The organism is Hoylesella shahii (assembly GCF_937990675.1).
Classification (GTDB): Bacteria; Bacteroidota; Bacteroidia; order Bacteroidales; family Bacteroidaceae; genus Prevotella; species Prevotella shahii.
Window position 1 is genome coordinate 36,339 of sequence record NZ_CALKQY010000062.1, and the last position, 16,464, is coordinate 52,802.

General features: G+C 45.5%; 12 protein-coding genes and 1 pseudogene. 11 read left to right on the forward strand and 2 right to left on the reverse strand.

Annotated features, from left to right (window positions below; translation table 11 throughout):
- Position 1: 1 nt before the first annotated feature.
- The gene (locus QME03_RS09075) at positions 2-655 is read left to right on the forward strand and encodes a DUF3823 domain-containing protein (RefSeq protein WP_273112388.1); all 654 of its coding nucleotides are present in this window, start codon (positions 2-4) and stop codon (positions 653-655) included.
- 557 nt (positions 656-1,212) lie between these two features.
- Complete coding sequence (locus QME03_RS09080; RefSeq protein WP_281724170.1) at positions 1,213-3,147, forward strand: family 20 glycosylhydrolase; 1,935 nt, start codon at positions 1,213-1,215, stop codon at positions 3,145-3,147.
- Between the two features lie 394 nt (positions 3,148-3,541).
- On the opposite strand, the gene QME03_RS09085 is transcribed toward QME03_RS09080, so the two are convergent.
- Complete coding sequence (locus QME03_RS09085) at positions 3,542-4,318, reverse strand: hypothetical protein (RefSeq protein ID WP_025815554.1); 777 nt, start codon at positions 4,316-4,318, stop codon at positions 3,542-3,544.
- 65 nt (positions 4,319-4,383) lie between these two features.
- A complete protein-coding gene (locus QME03_RS09090; RefSeq protein WP_281724171.1) occupies positions 4,384-5,619 on the reverse strand; it encodes an anaerobic sulfatase-maturation protein in 1,236 nt (411 codons plus the stop codon).
- Between the two features lie 717 nt (positions 5,620-6,336).
- On the opposite strand from QME03_RS09090, the gene QME03_RS09095 reads away from it, so the two are divergent.
- From QME03_RS09095 to QME03_RS11860, 9 genes and pseudogenes are all read left to right on the forward strand, one after another.
- The gene (locus tag QME03_RS09095; RefSeq protein ID WP_281724172.1) at positions 6,337-7,305 is read left to right on the forward strand and encodes a lipoate--protein ligase; all 969 of its coding nucleotides are present in this window, start codon (positions 6,337-6,339) and stop codon (positions 7,303-7,305) included.
- 14 nt (positions 7,306-7,319) lie between these two features.
- Positions 7,320-8,411, forward strand: a complete 1,092-nt coding sequence (gene gcvT / locus QME03_RS09100) for a glycine cleavage system aminomethyltransferase GcvT (protein WP_025815556.1) — start codon at positions 7,320-7,322, stop codon at positions 8,409-8,411.
- Positions 8,412-8,746: 335 nt separating this feature from the next.
- Entirely contained in the window at positions 8,747-9,127 is a 381-nt protein-coding gene (gene gcvH / locus QME03_RS09105; RefSeq protein WP_070721380.1) for a glycine cleavage system protein GcvH, read from the forward strand.
- A gap of 21 nt (positions 9,128-9,148) precedes the next feature.
- Complete coding sequence (gcvPA, locus tag QME03_RS09110; protein ID WP_273148229.1) at positions 9,149-10,471, forward strand: aminomethyl-transferring glycine dehydrogenase subunit GcvPA; 1,323 nt, start codon at positions 9,149-9,151, stop codon at positions 10,469-10,471.
- Positions 10,472-10,484: 13 nt separating this feature from the next.
- Entirely contained in the window at positions 10,485-11,966 is a 1,482-nt protein-coding gene (gene gcvPB, locus QME03_RS09115; protein ID WP_281724173.1) for an aminomethyl-transferring glycine dehydrogenase subunit GcvPB, read from the forward strand.
- Complete coding sequence (lpdA, locus tag QME03_RS09120) at positions 11,953-13,311, forward strand: dihydrolipoyl dehydrogenase (protein WP_281724174.1); 1,359 nt, start codon at positions 11,953-11,955, stop codon at positions 13,309-13,311. Before gcvPB ends, lpdA begins: the two co-directional genes overlap by 14 nt.
- Before the next feature lie 1,559 nt (positions 13,312-14,870).
- Complete coding sequence (locus tag QME03_RS09125) at positions 14,871-15,812, forward strand: IS30 family transposase (RefSeq protein WP_274947569.1); 942 nt, start codon at positions 14,871-14,873, stop codon at positions 15,810-15,812.
- A 65-nt stretch (positions 15,813-15,877) separates the two neighbouring features.
- Positions 15,878-16,201, forward strand: coding sequence for a hypothetical protein (locus QME03_RS09130; RefSeq protein ID WP_274947570.1), 324 nt, complete (start codon positions 15,878-15,880; stop codon positions 16,199-16,201).
- A 162-nt stretch (positions 16,202-16,363) separates the two neighbouring features.
- A pseudogene (locus tag QME03_RS11860) lies at positions 16,364-16,464 on the forward strand (IS982 family transposase); the annotation flags it as partial.

Sequence of the window (16,464 nt, forward strand, 5' to 3'; positions counted from 1 at the left end):
AATGAAAAAGATATTATTGTCTCTTACTGCCTGCCTGGCTCTCTTGGCTGGCTGTAGCATCGATAACTACGATGAGCCTGATGCAGCAATATCGGGCGGAATATACGATAGTCAAACACAAGAGCTAATCCCCGCACAGGCGCCCAACGGCGCACGAGTGCAGATTGTGCAAGACGGTTATCAACAACCAACCAACTTTTGGTGCAAACCCGATGGCACATTCCAAAACACACGTCTGTTTGCTGGTAAGTATAAACTGACGGTGCAAGGTCCGTTTGTGGCATCAACGATTACCGAACAGGCTGTTAACATCCCTGCATCAGATGTGAAGGTGATGGTTGAACCTTACTTGCGCATTAAGGCAACGGCCACACTCACGGGTAATAACATTGAGGTGACCTACACCGTAAACCAAAATAGCAAGTCTGAGGGTACGGTTAGCGAAGTGAAAATATTGTGTGGCAACACCATCGGACTTAGTTCTACCACGGCTAAGAAACAGGTTACTGTTAGTACCACCAACCAACCGTTGGGAACGCAGCATCAAGTGACGATTGAAAACGTAGATACAAAAAATGCGATCTATGTGCGCGTGGCCGCTAAAACGTCGGAAACGCCATACTATAATTACTCAACACTGTTGAAGCTGAAATAAAACACTAGACTTTAAAAAGTGAATAGCATCCCGGTTGAGGACTTTAATTTCTCGACCGGGATATCTTTTACCCCAGATGCTGGAAGCGAACTCGCCAACTTGTCTTTCAGAGCTGAATGAATTTGGTAGTGTCAAACCCAATCAACACCCTAGTTGGGTTGGGCGGTATGGTACGCTTCCACGAGGACGTTATGTGTTATATATCAATGCGAATGGGAAACGCTACGCAGAGAAATTTAAACACTAATGGTCTGTAAATTCTAAAAGTTCACAAACGTCAAGTGAGTAAGGACTATGTCCTGTTTAGAATAGGGGAGTAGGCAAAGTTGTTTTTATTAAACAGCATTAAATTGAGAACCATTTCTGGCTTATAGCACCTATTCAGTGCCTGCATCACCATTTAATCCGTCTAGCTTTTAAATTCGCCACTAAACAGATGGCGATACGAGAAAATAAACGTATCTTTGTAGCAATAGAACATTTAGCAAACATCTACTTAGCCACTGCAGCAAGAGGACAAGTAGCTTCATCGCATTTTACAAAGCATAAAAGAAATAATGAAAAAGAAACTTTTACTGTTATTACTTCTAGTGGCAAACACAGCCTTATCCGCATTCGCCATTAACAAAAAACCGTTCACCATTCCAGAGGTTAAGCAATGGAAAGGGGCTGAGGGCGAACTGGCTCTCTCGGGGCGCATCGTGTGCAATGGTGCTGAAGAAAGACAAGTTGCGCAACAATTGGCCGACGACTATCGTCTGATGTTCGGCACTACGCTTTCTGTAAGCCAAGGAAAAGCCAAGAAAGGCGACATCGTTTTATCGCTTAAAGGGGCTAAAACGCTAGGCGAAGAGGGCTACACCATGGACATAACGGGGCAGGTTAATATTGCTGCTGCCAATCGCAAGGGACTTTATTGGGGTACGAGAACGCTGCTGCAACTGGCCGAACAGAACGAAAAACATGCGCTACCATGTGGATTTATCAGTGACATGCCCGACTATCCGTTCCGCGGTTTTATGCTTGATTGCGGTCGAAAGTTCTTCTCGATGGATATGCTTCGCCAGTATGTGCGCATGATGGCTTATTATAAGATGAATGTGTTCCATATCCATCTCAACGATAATGCTTTCCATTGGTTCTATAATGGCGACTGGAGTCGCACACCTGCTGCTTTCCGTATGGAGAGTAATTGGTTCCCTGGACTCACGGCTCGCGACGGTCATTACACCAAAAAAGACTTTATTGCCCTGCAAGAGCTGGCCGACAGCGTGGGCGTAGAGATACTTCCCGAAATTGATGTGCCTGCACACTGCTTGGCTTTGACACGTTTTCGCCCCGACTTGGTGAGCAAGGATTATCCGCCCGACCATCTTGACTTGCTCAATCCTAACACCATTACCTTCTGCGACTCGGTGTTTACCGAATATCTAGAAGGCAAAAACCCCGTGTTCCGCGGTAAATACGTGCATGTGGGAACAGACGAATACTCGAACAAAGACCAAAATGTGGTGGAGAAGTTCCGTGCTTTTACCGACCATTATATCCGTTTGGTGGAGAAATACAACCGTAAGGCGGTGGTGTGGGGTCAACAAACGCACGCCAAAGGCACAACACCTATCAAGGTGAAAGATGTGTTGATGTTCTCGTGGTCTAACGATTACTCCAAGCCCGACGAGATGATGAAGTTGGGATATAACCTTGTGAGCATCCCCGATGGTCAGGTTTACATCGTGCCGAAGGCTGGCTATTACTACGATTACCTCAACACGAAGAAGCTTTACGACGAGTGGACACCCGCCAACATCAACGGAATGAAGTTTCCCGAACGCCATAAACAAATAAAGGGAGGCGCGTTTGCTGTGTGGAACGACATCGTGGGCAATGGCATCAGCGACAAGGATGTGCATTATCGCGTGCTGCCCGCGCTGCAAACAATGGCCACCAAGATGTGGACAGGCGCCAAACCTAGCTTTAATTATGAAGAGTTTTTGGGTAAATTGCAGACTTTGAGCGAAGCTCCTGGTTTGAACTACGCTGGTTATTATCCTGCTGGAGTGGTGCTGGAAGAGGCAACCGTTGCCCCCAATGCCGTGCAAAACATACCCCAAATAGGCTGGAACTATCGTGTTAGTTTCGACATCGAGGCGCAACAAGAAGAAAAGGGCACGGTGTTGTTCTCGTTTGGCGACACGCATTTTTACCTCTCCGACCCCATTGCAGGCAAGATTGGTTTCTCACGCGACGGCTATCTCAACACGTTCGACTACCAGTTGTTCCCTGGCGAAAAGGTTCGCATGGCCGTTGTTGGCGACAAAGAAAAGACGTCTCTTTACATCAACAGCCGCCTTGTAAGCGATTTGCCCGTGCGAAAGATGAACTTTGGCAAGCGCGGCGATATGTATTACATCAGCACACTGGTGTTCCCGTTGCAGCAAGCAGGCGCGTTTAAGAGTAAGATAACCAACTTAAAGGCAGAAAGTTTGGAGTAAACGGTCTTTCCACCTCCTTTCTTTTCAAGTAAGGATGGGGTATAACATGCCTCTAAAGCAATGTATAAGAAAAGCGCAGTCTTAGGGTTAAGACTGCGCTTTTGTTATCTGTATTGCAACATGTCAGCTGTAACTGCATTTCCAGATAGCTATATCACTTCAACGGCTATTCGTTGTTACTCTCAACCCGCATCAAGCCACGCGAGAAGGGTGAATGGTGGTATGCCATAGCCTAACAAAATGCACTTAGGGTGTCCTCCTTTCAAATTCCCACATCATACCTTTTCTAATACAAATGCAGCCTATATATAATAAGGTGTATAATGTGTGTGGACAGACAACGTAAATGATTCACTACAAACTAACAGCATTCTGCCAACGCACACCCCACCCCTTAATGCCAATACACCAGCTTGCGTTTAGACCACAACACCTTACTGCGCTCTGTTATGAAATAGTGCTTGGTCCAATTGCCATGCTTATCGAAGTTGCAATACCGCTCATGCACCTTGTTGTGTTTGCTTTCCGACCACAGAGGTACACACGAAAAACAGTCGTTTGGGTCGCTAGATTCGCGTATATAATCCGTCAATTGCCCCTTATCGTTATACCTAAACTGGTGATATGTTGTGTTACCATCCGGATATATACTCTTCATCATTGTCTTTCGGCCTTGTGCATCGTAGGTGTAAACAAACCTCTTATCCACCTTTCCCGTTGAAAGGTATCGGGTATAAGCCATTAGCTGGGGGCCATTGTAGACGAAACTATCCTCTACAGCCATGAACCAAACAGACTTGCCTGAACCCATTAAACGCCTTTCCTGCCTACGACACCGCCCCTGCTCATCGTAAAAGTACTTATCAATACAACGAACAGGGCTGCCTTTCTTCTGCCCCGATAGTGTTCTCACCTCTAGAAGCGAGTCGGTTATGGTGTAGTCATACGTCTCCTCCGACCGTTTACGCCCCCTTTTAAAATATTCAACGAGCCGTAAATATCCTTGTTCGTCGTAATGGCTCACTGTTTTCCACCCGCGTAACGATTTTTCCGTTATTTGCTTTATGCCACGTGTACTAATCTCTTTGGTATAGTATTCGTCAATGTCTTGGGCATAACCCAAGGCGGTTTTGCCCATTAAAAGCAACAATATAAAAGCTATTTTCTTCATCGCAATAAAGGTTTTAATACTATCTTAAGAATATCAGACTTGTCGGACTTGTCGGACTAGTCAACCTAACCTAGTCCTAATTTTTGCCCCTTCCTAATCTCCTCCATGATGTTAGCCGGTGGGCGTTGCGCCTGCAATTCGCGTTTCATAAACTCGAAATAAGGGGCGGCATGCTCAAAAAACTGGTAATAACCCTTGCAAAGATAGTTAAGGCCAGGTTGGTTATAGCGGTCGCGAACAAAACGATTTTTGGGACATTCGCCATGACAAGCAAAGCGGAAACGGCACTCCTTACACTGCTGGGGCAAAAGCGCGTTCTTCAATTTGGCAAACTCCTGCTGTCGTGGCGAGTGCATCATCTCGTAGATGGTCTTGTCTTTCAGATTGCCAAGCTTATACTCTGGATACACAAAATGGTCGCAAGCATACACGTCGCCGTTAAATTCCATCACGCCCGCATGCCCACATTCGGCCGCCATGGTGCACACACCAGGAGCCACACCCACCCAGTTGGCCAGCGTGGCATCGAATAGTTGCACGTAATATTCGCCCACATCATTGCGCACCCACTCGTCGAAGATGGTGCAAAGAAAGTTGCCCCACTGTTCGGGTGTTACCGAAAAGTCGGCCAACTGGCCACCTTCGTACATGCCTGGTGCAAGTTTCAGTCCGTCGTTGCGCGTTACAATACGTTCTACAATGGGCGTAAACTGAATGTAACGGCACTTTATCTCCTTAAAGAAATGGTAAAAATCCAGTGGATAATCGGCATTAAAATCGTTCACCACGGCCAGTGCGTTCCATTCCACACCATGCTTATTAAGTAGCCTTATGCCCTGCATCACCTTGTGAAACGAAGGTTTGCCCGATGCCGTTTTGCGATATTCGTCGTGAAACTCTTGCGGTCCGTCGATAGAAACACCCACTAGAAAGTTGTTCTCCTTAAAGAATTGGCACCACTCATCGTTAAGCAACGTGCCATTAGTTTGTATGCAATTATCCACCTGTCGGCCGCGAGCGTAGGTGCGTTGCAACTGCAATGCACGCTTATAAAAAGATATTGGGCGCATCAACGTTTCGCCACCATGCCATGTAAAGAGCACTTCGGGCGTGGTTTGCGCCTCGATGTACTCGCGGATGAACTTCTCCAACATCTGGTCGGAGATGATATGATTGGGGCAATTAGTGTATAATTGTTGTTTCTCGAGATAATAACAATACTCGCAACGAAGGTTGCAAAGCGAACCTGCCGGCTTCAGCATGATGTACATGGGGCGGCCGAACGGATTGATTGTTGCCATAGCTAACTTGTGGAATTGAGGATTTAGCGCGATTCGATGAAGCCTTTTATAATGCGTTTACACATTGCAGACTAACAGAACATGCCTTCAAAGGTAAGTAAAATATTTCTGAAATAGGTAAAACGCATAGTCGATGTGGCCTCATTGCCCCAAATAACAACCAACTTTATGGAAGAAAACACAACCAAAACAGCGATTTCAACGCAGATGGCCATGCGAATAACCTATAAACGATGATTGTAGTTCACTCCACTCTCCTCTATCCACCTCACATTGTAGGCCCTTTAGTGTTTCAGCGATAGCAACAATGTGAAGTGGGGCGATGAATACAAGGTATCAAACAACAAGTAACGCATTGTGCATTAAATCTTTCAACTTGTAATCTGTGGAAGATACAAAACCGAAAAGTTGTAACCTGCTAACACATTAACACGTCAACAAGCCAAAATAGCTTAGTTCGCTACGTTGGTGGATAGTGTGAAGGAACACTAATAAAATGTTAAATCTTTAGGGATGGGCGCAGAATAGCCCCCAAAAAGTTTCGTTGTTCTGTCAATTTTGTTGTACTTTTGCCATCGAACACCGGAAGGCGCAACAGCAGATGCCGTGAACCAAGCAGCCAACCGAGCACAAAGCGCATCGCAGGTGCGCACTAACCCAACGGCAAAAGCCGAAAGAATACAAACCTAAGTCACCTAAATTGCTACACTACCACAGATGATATACATTGAATTGCCTATCAACCACACACGACAAATCACGTTTTACCTGGCCATGGAGGAATTTGTGGCTCGAAAACTCGACCTTGACGAATGCTTTTTTATGTGGCAGGTGGAACCTACGGTGTTGTTTGGGAGAAACCAACTCATAGAAAACGAGGTGAACCTAGACTACTGTAGAAAGCATAACATTCAAGCATTCAGGCGTAAAAGCGGAGGCGGATGTGTCTATGCTGATATGAGTAACGTGATGTTTTCCTACATAACGAAAGACGATAACGTGAGTCTCACCTTCTGTCGTTACCTCACAATGGTGACAAATACGTTGAGAAAACTGGGTGTTGAGGCCGAAGCAAGTGGGCGAAACGATATCCTGATTCACGGAAAAAAGGTCTCGGGCACGGCTTTCTATCACGTTCCAGGACGAAGTATCGTGCATGGAACAATGCTCTACGACACCAATATGCAGCACATGGTGGGCAGTATCACACCCACAAACGCTAAATTGGTGAGCAAAGGCGTGCAAAGCGTGAGGCAACATATAGCCTTACTCAAAGACCACACCAATATCACGTTGCCTCAATTCAAGAACTTTGTGCGCCAAGAACTTTGTAACCAAACGCACAAACTAAGCCTAGACGATGTGCTGGCCATTGAAGAGATAGAAAAAGAATATCTAACACCCGAATTTATCTACGGAAACAATCCACGATATACCTCGATTAAGAAAAAAAGAATTGAGAATGTGGGAGAGTTTGAGGTGAGAATTGAGATGAAAAATAATATCGTGAAGCAGGTGAACATCATGGGCGACTTCTTTTTAACGGGCGACATCGACAACCGATTGTTGGCCAAACTCAAGAACATCCCCTACACCGAAGAGGCCATTAGGCAAGCTTTACCCGATAGGGTAGACGATATCATCATGAACCTGAGCAAGGAAGACTTTATCAAACTTATCATATAAACGTCCTAAACAACATGGAATATAAGAAGACTTGCCTACACGACAGGCACGTTGCACTAGGTGCACTGATGCAACCTTTTGCGGGCTACGATATGCCCATACAGTATTCGTCTATTACCGACGAACATAACGCAGTGCGCAACCATTGCGGCGTGTTTGATGTGTCGCACATGGGCGAAGTTTATATCACGGGAAACGATGCCGAAAAATACGTAAACCACATCTTTACCAACGACATCGCTGGCGCTCCTGATGGAAAAGTGTTCTACGGAATGATGCTTTATCCCAATGGGGGAACGGTAGACGACTTGTTGGTTTATAAGCTTGGCGAAAACGAATTCTTCCTCGTTATCAATGCCGCAAACATCGATAAGGACGTGGATTGGATGAGACAGAATGCCGAAGGCTATGATGTGGCCATAGACCACTGCTCGGATTACTACGCACAATTGGCTGTTCAGGGTCCTGAAGCCGAACAAGTGATGGAAGAAGTGCTGGGATTGGCTTGCAAAGAACTAGAGTTTTATACCGCTAAGACCATTGCACAAGAGGGGCGCAATATCGTTGTGAGCCGCACTGGATACACCGGAGAAGACGGTTTTGAAATTTATGGGCCACACGAATTTATCGTCGAACAGTGGGATAAGCTGATGGCAAGCAAACGCTGCGTGCCTTGCGGTCTGGGTTGTCGCGACACCCTGCGCTTCGAAGTGGGCTTGCCACTCTACGGCGACGAACTTAGCAACGATATTTCGCCTGTAATGGCTGGCTTTAGCATGTTCTGTAAACTCGATAAAGAAGAGTTTATCGGCAAAGAGGCTGTGGCAAAACAAAAGGCCGACGGCGTAGAAAAGAAAGTGGTGGGCATTGAACTGAAAGATAAAGCCATACCTAGACACGGCTACGACGTGGTGAAAGACGGCGTTAAAGTGGGCGAAGTAACCACTGGATACCACTGCATCTCGGTAGACAAGAGCGTGTGTATGGCTCTCGTTGATAGCCAATACGCTAAGCTGGGCAACGAACTCGAAATACAAATTCGAAAGAAAACGTTCCCTGGAACTGTGGTGAAGAAACGCTTTTACGATAAGCATTATAAGAAGTAAATCATCAAGTTGATGGGTTGATAAGGCCTCACCCCCAACCCCTCTCCAAGGGGAGAGGGGAGTGGTATGTCTTATTAGTTGACAAGTTAACCTGTTAACGAGTTAACCAGTTGACGAGTTGGCGAGCTGACGAGTTGACAAGTTGGGCAGTTGACGAGTTGACCAGTTTACGAGTTGACCAGTTTACAAGTTGACTGGTTTACCAGTTAACGAATTGACAAGGATTTCCGTCCGCTCTGCAATTAAGCATTTGGCTTAACTCCTTAAACTCCTTTATCATCCCCCTCAACTCCTTTCCAAAAACTCAATAACTAAAAAACTTAAAATACAACACTATGGCAAAATTTATTGAAGGACTCTATTATAGCGAGTCGCACGAATATGTACGTGTAGAGGGAGAATTTGCATACATTGGCATCACCGACTATGCGCAAAACGCATTGGGAAATGTGGTATATGTTGACCTTCCCGAAGTGGACGACGAGATTGAAGCTGGCGAAGATTTCGGCGCAGTAGAAAGCGTTAAGGCTGCTAGCGACCTCACTTCGCCTGTTAGCGGTGTGGTGGTAGAAACCAATGAGGCGCTCGAAGACGAACCCGAACTGATTAATAAGGACGCATTTGCAAACTGGATTATGAAGGTGAAACTGGCCGACACAACCGAATTGGACAATCTGATGGACGCCAAAGCTTACGAGGCGTTCTGCAACAAGTAAGCCCCCAATAATCCTAACGCTATGCAATATAAGTTTTTTCCGCATACGGAAGAAGATATCAAGCTGATGCTTGATAAAATTGGTGTGCCTTCGCTAGATGCACTCTTTGCTGAGGTACCCGAAGAAATACGCTTCCGACGCGACTACGACCTGCCCAGTGCAAAGAGCGAAATAGAAATAAGAAATCTCTTTGGTAACTTGGGTAAACAAAACAAGCAGCTAACGGTGTTTGCTGGTGGCGGTGTGTACGACCATTACACGCCGTCTATCGTGCCATACCTCGTTTCGCGCTCCGAGTTTCTCACTAGCTACACGCCTTATCAGGCCGAAATATCGCAAGGCACACTGCATTACATCTTCGAATTTCAAAGCATGATGGCCGAACTTACTGGCCTTCCCATTGCCAATGCGTCGATGTACGATGGTAGCACTGCCACTGCCGAAGCGGCTATTATGGCTGTTGCATCGGGCAAAAAAGCCAATAAGGTGTTGGTTTCCGAAACCGTCGACGACAAAATTTTGGCCGTAATACGCACCTATACCCATTTTCAAGGCGTGCAAATTGAGGTGGTTCCTGCCGAAGACGGCATCACATCGCGCACCGCCATGCAAGAAAAATTGCAACAAGGGGGCGTGGCTGGCATGATTGTGCAGCAACCTAATAAGTACGGCATCATTGAAAACTATGATGGCTTTGCTGATGACTGCCACCAACAAAAGGCGCTCTTCGTTATGAACAGTGTTGCGGCCGACCTCGCTTTGCTTAAATCGCCGGGCGAATTGGGGGCCGATATAGCTGTGGGAGATGGCCAGTCGCTGGGCTTGCCCATGCAATTCGGCGGTCCTTCGGTGGGCTATCTATGCTGTACCGAGAAGCTTATGCGCAAAATGCCAGGACGAATTGTGGGCCAAACACGAGACAACCGCGGACAACGCGTCTTCGTTCTCACCTTGCAAGCACGCGAACAGCACATCCGCCGCGAAAAAGCTACGTCGAATATCTGTTCTAACCAAAGCTTGATGGCATTGTGGGCAACCATCTATCTCAGCGTGATGGGTAAAGAGGGTGTGAAAGAAGCCGCGCAAAGGTCGGTGGATGGTGCACACTATCTATACGACAAACTCATCCAATCGGGTAAGTTTAAACCTGCATTCAGTCAGCCTTTCTTCAACGAATTCTGCGTAAAATATGTTGGCGGAGACCTCGACCAACTGCAACAACGTTTGCTCGACAACGGCATTTTGGGCGGAATTAAGATGGCCGATGATATGCTGATGCTGGCCGTAACAGAGAAAAGAACCAAAGAAGAGGTTGACCTTCTGGTAAGTTTAGTAACCCAATAAACCCGAAAACAAGATGAATAACAAACTATATGGCAAACTGATATTCGAGCTTTCGCGACCTGGATGCCGCGGCTTTCACTTGCCAGACAACCCTTTCGGGAACTATCCTATAACTAATGAACTGAAAAGGGCCAACGATGCGCAACTGCCCGAATGCGACGAAGTAACCGTTGTGAGACATTACACCAACCACAGTGGCAACAACTTCGGCGTAGACAACGGCTTCTATCCCTTGGGTAGCTGCACAATGAAGTATAATCCCGTTATCAACGAAGAGGTTGCGGGTATGCCAGCCTTCGCTGGTTTGCACCCTGCACAGCCTGCCGACACCTGCCAAGGCGCGTTGGCCGCACTGTATCAACTGCAAAGGGCACTCTCCGAAATATCGGGTTTGCACGAGTTTACCCTCAATCCCTTTGCTGGCGCACAGGGTGAGTTCACGGGTTTGATGGTTATACGCGCCTATCATCAGGCAAACAACGATACGAAACGCATCAAAGTGATTGTTCCCGACTCGGCTCATGGTACCAATCCTGCTTCGGCCGCCGTGTGCGGACTGGATGTTGTGGAGGTGAAAAGCACCCCCGAGGGCACTGTCGACACCGAACATCTGAAACAATTGCTGGGCGACGACGTGGCTGCCATGATGATGACCAACCCCAATACCTTGGGATTGTTCGAGAAAGACATACCCGCCATTACCAAAATGGTACACGATTGTGGCGGACTGATGTACTACGATGGGGCTAACCTTAACCCCTTGCTGGGCGAATGCCGCCCTGGCGACATGGGTTTCGACGTGATGCACATCAATCTACACAAAACTTTCTCAACGCCTCACGGCGGTGGCGGTCCTGGTGCAGGCCCTGTTGGCGTGCGTAAAGGCTTGGAACAATTCCTGCCCTCGCCACATGTGGTGCGCAATGGCGAACGCTACGAGATTGTAGAAAATGCTTTTGGCTTTGCACCCGATGCGCCAACGATGAATGTGGGCACCTTCTTCGGCAACTTTGCCGTGCTGATGCGTGCCCTAACTTACATCCTAACGCTGGGTAAAGAAAATCTTAAGAATGTGGGAAAACTGGCTACCTTGAACGCCAACTACATCAAAGAGTCGCTCAAAGATGTGTACGACCTGCCCATCGATGTACTCTGCAAACACGAATTTGTGTTTGATGGTCTTAAAAACAAAGATACTGGCATACGCACAATGGACGTGGCTAAGGCTCTGTTAGACTTTGGCTATCATGCCCCAACCATCTATTTCCCCTTGCTTTTCCACGAGGCAATGATGATAGAACCCACAGAAACCGAAAGCAAAACCACTATCGACAGCTTTATTGAGGTGATGAGGCTCATTGCTAAATATGCAGAAACCGACCCACAACGTCTCAAAGATGCTCCTTTGAACACGCCTATCGGGCGCGTTGACGATGTGCTGGCTGCCAAACAACCTATAACCACCTATAAACAAAGCCTAGATGAACAAGTTTGATATCTTGATTATCGGTAGTGGACCAGGTGGCTATCGCACTGCCGAACATGCAGCACGCAAGGGCCTAACTGTGGCTGTGTTTGAGAAAGACCAGCCGGGAGGTACTTGTCTTAACAGCGGATGCATCCCTACTAAGACGCTTTGCAAACATGCTGAAGTGGCCGACACCGTGAGAGAGGCTGCTCAATATGGCGTAAAACTTGAAAATGCTGCCTTTGATATTGATATGCAGGCTGTTGTTGCTCGTAAAGAGGAAGTTACCGAGAAGTTGCGCCAAGGCATTGAGCAGCTCATGGCTATGCCTGGTATCACCTTTGTAAGGGGCGAAGCTCGCTTTACTGCCAACAAAACGGTGGTGTGCAACGGCGAAGAATACACGGCCGATAATATTATTATCGCTTCTGGCTCGTCGGCTAAGGTGCTGCCGGTTGAGGGCGCGCAACTCAAGGGCGTGATAACTTCTACCGAACTGCTCTGCCTTGACCATGTTCCACACAGTCTGTGCATCATTGGTGCGGGTGTTATTGGTATGGAATTTGCCAGCATCTATCGCAGTTTTGGTTGCGAAGTAACGGTGGTTGAATTTCTTAAAGAATGCCTTCCTGCCCTTGATAGCGACATTGCTAAACGTCTTCGCAAGCAGTTAGAACAGCGCGGTGTGCAGTTTGCGCTGCAATCGGGCGTAACCAAGATTGAACAACTGGAGGGCAACGTCCTGCGCGTGCACTATCAAAAGAAAGGCAAAGACGCCTTTGCCGATGCCGAACTGGTGCTCATGGCCACGGGACGTGCGGCAAATGTAGGCTCGCTGGGCTTAGAAAACACCGAAATTGCCAACACTAAGGCTGGCATAACCGTTGACGAGAACATGCAAACAAATGTTCCTGGCGTGTATGCCATTGGCGATGTGAACGGTAAACAGATGTTGGCGCATGCAGCTACGTTCCAAGGTTTCAGGGCTGTTAACCACATTGTGGGACATGCCGACCGCATTTTGTTCAACATTGTGCCTGCGGCCATCTTCACGCATCCCGAAGTGGGCAGCGTGGGATTGAGCGAAGACCAATGCAAGGAGCAGGGCATTGCTTACAAATGCCGCAAGGGATATTATCGCTCTAATGGTAAAGCCCATGCAGGCAACGCCACCGAAGGCATGATTAAGTTGATGACCGACGAGAACGACCGCATCCTGGGTTGTCATCTCTATGGCGAGAACGCTGCGTTTATCGCACAAGAGGTGGCTGTACTGATGAACTTTGGCGCAACACTTTCACAGTTGGGCGAAATTGTTCACACGCATCCCACACTTAGCGAGATATTACAAGACATGGCTTTTATGCCTTAATAGTGATGGCGAACCATTGTGTTCGCATCACCATACCTTTTCTATCAAAGGCGGATTTTATAACTTGCACTTGTTGCAGGCTTATAAAGTCCGCCTTTTTTATGTCTGCTGAAATCTGCTGCGATGTTTGCGGGGGCAACTTAACTTTCTACGACAAGAGAAATCTACTGGTTATAAACCACCAAATCAACGAAAGACGAACTGTGGGCGATGAAAAGCACTATAAATCGGTGTAAACAGTCTAACCTCTGAGGGGCGTACAACTTGGCTTATTCGCTCGTTTGGGTACAGCTATTGTATGGTTAACGCTATGAAGTGTAAAATATTTGTACTGAATTTTAACATTGTGAGTGCCTTCGTTGCAAAAAATCTGGGCGATGGGCGAATAAATGCGCGTATTTCTTAAGTCTGTAAAAGGCTGATTTACCGATGTTTATATTATAAACAGTATAAATACTCTTTAATTTCCGAATAACAGGAAGTGCTGTGCATAAATAAACGCACATCAAACTGCTTTGAATTATATTTTGTTGAAATTTAGATAACACGCTGTAAGTCAGTAGTTTTATTCGATTAACAACGCGCTAGGTATGTCTTTTCCTGCTTTAAAAATTGCGTTTTGCAGCATTTTACCTCGCGTTTCGCAGCAAATAGCACTGCGTTTAGCACCACTTAGCACTGCGTTTTGCTGCATATTGCGAGATGTTTTGCTGCATTTTATCGACAGTTTCGCACATTTAAGTTCTCGTTTTTGCATCGTTGAAAACACCAATCCGCCGAAGAATTTCAATAAATAGAGAAGCAAACTCATAGTATTTTGCAAAATAAGGCTCGAAATATGCCCTTGTACGAACCCTGAAATTTCTCTTTTTAGTGTGTTTTATATCGGTTTTTGCCGTTTGCTCGTCTAAAAGGAGTGGTTGTGGAATGTGTGTTTTGTAAAGAATAATTACTTGATAAGCAAATAGAGGTTGTGTATAGTGCATTGTCAATAAGTCCACACCATGTTTCCAGAATTCTTGTTTTAGAGTTGTTTCCTACCATGTTTTATTTTCTTGTCGGCATCTTGTGTGTCTTTACAACTTTGTGTAGCCCGCTATACCTGCGTTACAAACACAGGCAATCTGCTCGACAATAATACACAATGCAAGAACGATCAAGGTAGGAAGTGTCTTTTTCATAATTCCATGGATTTAAACACCTCACAAAAAGCAGCAAAGATAATATTATATTCCACGTAAGCAAATAACATGATAAACAGATCGCAGGTAAGGGACTGAATCGTAAAAATCCCTTTCAAAGGCTTTTGAAAGACGGAATACAAACTATTATCAAGTAGAAAACGAACATCAAAAGAACGATATAGAGCTTATAAAACATACCGCAAGTTCAACATAGAACTGCAATTCTGAGTGTAGGTTTAGCTTAATAATCTATACCAGAAAACACCGAGGGGTTTGGGGGCGAGCAGCCCCCATGAGTGGAAAATCAACAAGCAATGCTTAAAAATAAAAAAGGGAGACCTCCGTCTCCCAAAGATTAATTAATTTTGCATTGCAATGTACAAACAATTAACCTCGGAGCAAAGGTACACAATTTCTGTACTACTCCAAAACAGAACGAAACAAAAAGAGATTGCCAAAGCGATAAATGCAAGTAGAGTGTCTCGTGAGATAAGACGTAATAGTGGAGTCAGAGGACGCTATAATTGGGAAACAGCCCAAACAAATGCAGTACAAACAAAGCGTAAAAAGCCAGGCAATCATTCAATCAACAAGGATGTCCTGGAAGAGGCAAAGCGCCTTCTTGTTACCGAGCAATGGTCTCCTGAACAAATATCTGGTGTGTTGGCCAAGAACGGCAAGCATATTAGTCATGAAACCATATACCGTATGATACGTAAGGACAAGGCTGAAGGTGGAACACTATACAAACACTGTCGTCACAAGCTAAAGCATCGCGCCAGGCTTGTTGGTGGCAGACGCATATCCATACCCAATAGAACAAGCATCAGTGAGAGACCTACTGAAGTTGACGGAAAGCGCTTTGGCGACTTCGAGATGTACACGATTGTTGGAAAAGGAAATCATGGGGTCATTGTGACACAGATTGAGCGCAGCACAAACATGCTATTTATGAGAAAACTCAAAAAGGGGAAGAATGCCAAAGAGCTGGCACGCACTGTAATACATTTGCTGTCTCCATTCAAAGAGCATATCAAGTCTATTACAACGGACAACGGTACTGAATTTGCTTGCCACGAAATGATAGGCAAAAGCCTTGGTGTCAACATCTATTTTACCGATCCATACGCTTCATGGCAGAAGGGCGCTATAGAAAATACTAACGGACTGATTAGACAATACGTGTCAAAAACAGAAACATTTGAACATGTCAGCCATCAACAAATTACAAAGTATACAAAGAAAAATAACATGAGACCAAAAAAGAAATTAGAATTTAAAACACCACAGAAGTGCTTTTACGAACAAATTAAGTAAATTTGCACTTGCTTGTTGAATTCACGTAATAATTGCATTATATATATTATATAAAGTATCCAAATATGGAAAAAAAATGTTTTATTTCAATAGCAGCTTTTATTATGCTGTCTTGCATGGCCTCTTCGCCTCAACAGAGTCTGCAGTCCCGATTATTTGGTACTTGGGCGGCATGTGGTGATGAGGTTGCTGTGTTCCAAATCGATAAGGATAGTTTGTATTATATTGATGAAGATCCTATTGTGGCGATATCTTATCAGTTTGCAGGCGATAGTATGTCCCTAGACTATTGGGGGAACACTATCGTACAACACATTTCATTTCGCAAGGATACGCTCGTTATGAAAAATAAGTTGGGCGAGGTTAATTGTTTTGTACCCGTTAAATGAGCTATGATTGATTATATACGAGAAGCTCATATATACAATTATTATGCCTTAGCGGAATTTGGAATACATGATAGCGCTTTTCCCCTATCAAGATGGATTTCAAGTAATGCAGACTTGTAGAATTTTAGGTATACCCGTTGGCGGAATTAAAATGTAGCTATAATGATATACAAAAAGTTGCACATATCGTTGATTTTTAGCAACTTATTGAAGTCAAAACCATTAAGTACAAATCCTCGTATGTGCAACTTATACACAAAATT